Here is a 4,486-nt window from a genome sequence, read left to right on the forward strand (position 1 = left end):
GCAATGCTGGGCGCTGGCCGCGGCCGGCGAAGCCGGCGTCGCGCGCATGCTGGAGCTGCTGGAGGACGAGGTGCTGCGCTGCCTCGGCCTGCTCGGCGCCACCTCGTTTGCCGAGGTCGACAAATCCTGCCTGCATCCGGCGACCGCCACCAACGCGCCCAGCGTGTTCAGCGCGTTCCCGCTGTTCGACCACGAGCCCTATCGTTACTGACGCCATGTGAAAAGGACGCAATGACATCGCTCTCTCCCGGCAGCGCGGATGCGCTCCTGTTCGACCTCGGGCGCGTGGTGCTCGACATCGACTTTTCCAAGGCGATCGCCTGCTGGGCGGGACATGCGGGCTGCCAGCCCGAGGCCATCGTCGCGCGCTATGTGCGCGACGAGGCATATCGGTTGCACGAGATGGGAAAGATCAGCGACGAGGATTATTTCGCCTCGCTGCGATCCTCGCTCGGGATCGGCATTTCGGACGCGCAGTTCCTGGAGGGCTGGAACGCGATCTTCGCCGGCGAGATGCCTGACATCGCCGAGTTGCTGCCGCGCGCGGCGAGGCAGATGCCGCTCTACGCCTTCTCCAACACCAATCAGCCGCACGTAGCCTATTTCTCGAAGGAATATGCCGATCTGCTCGGTCACTTCCGCGAGCTGTATCTGTCCTCCAGTATCGGCCTGCGCAAACCGGATGCGGAGGCTTTCGACCATGTCGTCGCGGCGATCGGCGTGCCGGCGGAGCGCATCGTCTTCTTCGATGATCTCGCCGAGAACATCGAAGGAGCGCGGGCGCGCGGCTTGACGGCGGTGCATGTCACCTCGCCGCGCGATGTCGGGATCGCACTGAAGGCCTTGGGCATCTAAGGCGACGCAAGAGCCGGAGAACCCTCTTTTCCGGAACTAAATTACGTCGCGATGTGGAACCCAATCGCTTTGTGCATTTTTATACAGAGTTCCCGGAACGGAATACCACCCTTCGGACTCATGAATCCGTTGGGGACTTCTACATTGGACTGACGACGTGCTGGGCAAGACCTACCTTACAAAGCAAGCCTCTCTCCTGCTTGAATTCGCCAGAACCACCTCGGATTCGGACCTATCTGCCAAGCTCATCAGCAAGGCGGCCGACCTGAAATCCCAGGCCGATCCGCTGCCCGACAAGGATCAAGGCCCCAGGGCGCCGGACGTCGAGCGGGACCGGCGGAGCGGGAGTTGACCGATGCCGGCCGTGGCGCTCGTCCTTCTTGTCCTCGTCATGGCGATCCTCGTGCCGGTCTTTCTCGCCTGCCGGATCATGCCGCGACGGACGTGAGCTGCATTCCACGCGAGCGAGATCACGCACGACATTCCGCGGGCGGCTTTGCCTCACGCGCCTCCTCGGCTAGAACACTGCGGCCCCATTGCCGATGTGCCCAGCAGGAGTTCACCCGTGGCCTTGATGCCGGTTTCTGACGCGCTCGCGGCGGTGCTGGCCGATGCCGAGCCGCTGGCCGAAGAGATCGTTGCCCTCGACCAGGCCTACCATCGCGTGCTCGCGCGCGACCTCGCGGCGCGGCGCACGCAACCGCCCGAGGCGATGTCGGCGATGGACGGCTACGCGGTGCGCGCGGCCGACGCGGCCACGATCGATTCCAGGCTTAATGTGACCGGCGAGGTCGCAGCCGGCCGTCCGTTCGCCGGAACGGTCGGCCCCGGCGAAGCCGTGCGAATCTTCACCGGGGGCGTCATTCCCGACGGCGCCGACGCGGTGGTGATCCAGGAGGACACCGTCGCGGACGGCAGCGGCGTCACGATCAAGGAGGCCGCGATTCCCGGGCGGCACATTCGCCGCGCCGGCGTCGACTTTGCTGAAGGCGACGTGCTCCTGCGCAAGGGAACTCGTCTCACCGAGCGCGATCTCGCGCTCGCCGCCGCCATGAACCACCCGCAGCTTGCCGTCTGCCGTCGTCCGAAGGTCGCGATCCTCGCCACCGGAGACGAACTCGTGACGCCCGGCACCACGCCGGGACCCGGCCAGATCGTCTATTCCAACGGCTATGCCCTGCATGCGCTGGCGCGCAGCGAGGGCGCCGAGACCATCGACCTCGGCATTGCCGCCGACACGCTGGAATCCACGTCCGCCGGCATCCGCCGGGCCCGCGAGCGCGGTGCCGACATCCTGGTCACGACCGGCGGTGCGTCGGTCGGCGACCACGACCTGGTCCAGCAGGCGCTGAGAGACGAAGGCATCGCGATGGCGTTCTGGAAGATCGCGATTCGGCCTGGCAAGCCGATGATGCACGGACGGCTCGACGCCATGCGCGTGATCGGCCTGCCCGGCAATCCCGTCTCGTCCTACGTGTGCGCCTTCCTGTTCATGGTGCCGCTGATTCGTGCGCTGTCGGGCCGCTCCAACATTCGTCATCAGCGTGAGCGCGCCGTGCTGGGCCGCGACCTCGGTGCCAACGACCAGCGCGAGGATTACCTGCGCGCACGCCTGGAGCTGCGCGAGGACGGCACGCCCGTCGCCGTCCCCGTCAATCATCAGGACTCTTCGCTGCTTGCGAATCTCGCTGCGGCACAGGTACTTCTCGTGCGCGCGCCCTTCGCGCCGAAGGCTGAGGCCGGCACGCCTTGCGAGGTGCTGCGGCTTCCGGTCTGAACACCGGGCCCGCACGCATTCCGCGAACCCCGCCCCGTTCACCGTAAATTAAGCAGTTGCGGAACACATATCGAACATATAGGGTCCGTTCATGATTTGTTTCGAGGATGTAGCGGCTTATTGCCGAATTCCATCGTCTCGGAATCGAACGACATCAACCGGGGGACTTAGGTCGAGATGTTGACGCGCAAACAATACGAGCTTCTGCGGTTCATCAGCGAGCGTCTGAAGGAAAGCGGCGTGCCGCCGTCCTTCGACGAGATGAAGGATGCGCTCGACCTGCGCTCGAAGTCGGGCATTCACCGCCTGATCACGGCGCTCGAGGAGCGCGGCTTCATTCGCCGCCTGCCCAACCGTGCCCGTGCCATCGAGGTGATCAAGCTGCCTGAGCTCCAGGCCGCCGCCGGCAATCGCCGCGGCTTCACCCCGAGCGTCATCGAGGGCAATCTCGGCAAGGTGCGCGCGAGCTCCAGCCCGCCCGCGGACGAGGGCGAACGGCCCGTAGCGGTGCCCGTGATGGGTCGCATCGCGGCCGGCACGCCGATCGAGGCGTTGCAGACCCGCAGCCACACCATCAGCGTGCCGCCCGACATGCTCGGCTCGGGCGAGCATTACGCGCTCGAAGTGCGCGGCGATTCGATGGTCGAGGCCGGCATCCTCGACGGCGACATGGCGCTGATCCAGCGCAACGAGAGCGCCGATACCGGCGACATCGTGGTGGCGCTGATCGACGACGAGGAGGCCACGCTCAAGCGCTTCCGCCGCCGCGGCGCCTCGATCGCGCTCGAACCTGCCAATGCCGCCTACGAGGTGCGCATCCTGCCGCCGAACCGCGTGAAGATTCAGGGCAAGCTGATCGGGCTCTACCGGAAGTATTGAGCTTATCGAGCACGCCGCGCGCTTTCGACCGGCACCCTCGATCCAAGATTGGAGCGGACGCTTCGTCCGCTTCGGCTGGATGGTCCCTCTGGTTCTGCGCTGACTGTCCGGCCCCTCCTTCTGCGCGACTTTCTCGTCCGCAAGCGCAGGCACGCAGCCATCGCGCGCCAAAAATCCAAGCTGATGCCGGCTGGCGCTGATCCGCTCTGCCGAATGCATCGACGCCCGGTTTGTTCCTAATCGCGCCGAGAAAGATAATGTGATCGCGTGCTGCGCACGCGAGCCGCAGATTTGCCCATAACCAAGCAGAGCGTCGCAGGCTCACTCTGAGAGAGGCCTGCGCCTCGAAGAGACGCGGGTCGCCATCTTCGCATGAGGAGCACCCGATGTGTGACTACAGCCTGCATGCCGTCGCGACACGCCCCGCCGAAGTCGGCGAGACGATCGTCACGACAACCTTCCGCGGCACCTCGACGCGCGGCTTCGCCTCCGCAGCCGATCTCTCCGTCGCGGTCTGCCTGCTGCCGGGAACGGAGCTCGCCTTCGCCGACAACGTCCGCTACGACAATCGCTGGATCTGGACGCGCACCGTCAACTCACGCGTCGGCAAGTTCGGCAAGATCGACCCGCACATTCCCGATCGCCATCACGATGCGATCGAATTCCCCGACGGCAGATACGTGCTGGTGACACAGCTCGTCGAAGGCCAGCGCGCGACCGTGCTGCAACTGCCAGTGACCCAGGCGGTGGGCGAACGCGAGCACAAGCCGCAGATCGTCGCCGACACGCGGTCCACGATCGCACGCCAGCCGATCGGCTGATCGGTCGAGGCCCGGAAGTGGAAATGCCATCGCCGGCCGAGGCCGGCGAGATGGTATGGCTTGCGTCCTACGCAGCCCCGCCGGACCGCCGCCCCGCATCGATCCTCAATCGTCAGCCTGCAAGTCGGTCTCCGATGGCGTTGCATCCCGGCTG

5 protein-coding genes and 1 pseudogene are annotated in these 4,486 nt (G+C 65.8%); all 6 read left to right on the forward strand.

Going from position 1 to position 4,486, the window contains the following annotated elements:
• Window positions 1-211, forward strand: a pseudogene (locus tag JHD07_RS17265) (alpha-hydroxy-acid oxidizing protein); the annotation flags it as partial.
• A gap of 20 nt (window positions 212-231) precedes the next feature.
• Window positions 232-855 carry an HAD family phosphatase gene (locus JHD07_RS17270; RefSeq protein ID WP_291624352.1) on the forward strand — a complete coding sequence of 208 codons (624 nt, stop codon included), beginning with the start codon at window positions 232-234 and terminating at the stop codon, window positions 853-855.
• A gap of 157 nt (window positions 856-1,012) precedes the next feature.
• The gene (locus JHD07_RS17275; RefSeq protein ID WP_291624354.1) at window positions 1,013-1,207 is read left to right on the forward strand and encodes a hypothetical protein; all 195 of its coding nucleotides are present in this window, start codon (window positions 1,013-1,015) and stop codon (window positions 1,205-1,207) included.
• Window positions 1,208-1,420: 213 nt separating this feature from the next.
• Window positions 1,421-2,632, forward strand: coding sequence for a gephyrin-like molybdotransferase Glp (glp, locus tag JHD07_RS17280; RefSeq protein WP_291624356.1), 1,212 nt, complete (start codon window positions 1,421-1,423; stop codon window positions 2,630-2,632).
• Between the two features lie 177 nt (window positions 2,633-2,809).
• On the forward strand, window positions 2,810-3,511 hold the full coding sequence (gene lexA, locus JHD07_RS17285; protein WP_091886069.1) for a transcriptional repressor LexA: 702 nt from the start codon (window positions 2,810-2,812) through the stop codon (window positions 3,509-3,511).
• 386 nt (window positions 3,512-3,897) lie between these two features.
• On the forward strand, window positions 3,898-4,332 hold the full coding sequence (locus tag JHD07_RS17290) for a hypothetical protein (RefSeq protein ID WP_291624362.1): 435 nt from the start codon (window positions 3,898-3,900) through the stop codon (window positions 4,330-4,332).
• Window positions 4,333-4,486 lie beyond the last annotated feature (154 nt).

This window comes from Bradyrhizobium sp. (genome assembly GCF_016462955.1).
Taxonomy (GTDB): Bacteria; Pseudomonadota; Alphaproteobacteria; order Rhizobiales; family Xanthobacteraceae; genus Bradyrhizobium.

Bases quoted from the DNA above. Each gene is read 5' to 3' on its own strand.
- JHD07_RS17270 (WP_291624352.1), top strand. From the start codon at position 232: ATGACATCGCTCTCTCCCGGCAGCGCGGATGCGCTCCTGTTCGACCTC.
- JHD07_RS17290 (WP_291624362.1), top strand. From the start codon at position 3,898: ATGTGTGACTACAGCCTGCATGCCGTCGCGACACGCCCCGCCGAAGTC.
- lexA (WP_091886069.1), top strand. From the start codon at position 2,810: ATGTTGACGCGCAAACAATACGAGCTTCTGCGGTTCATCAGCGAGCGT.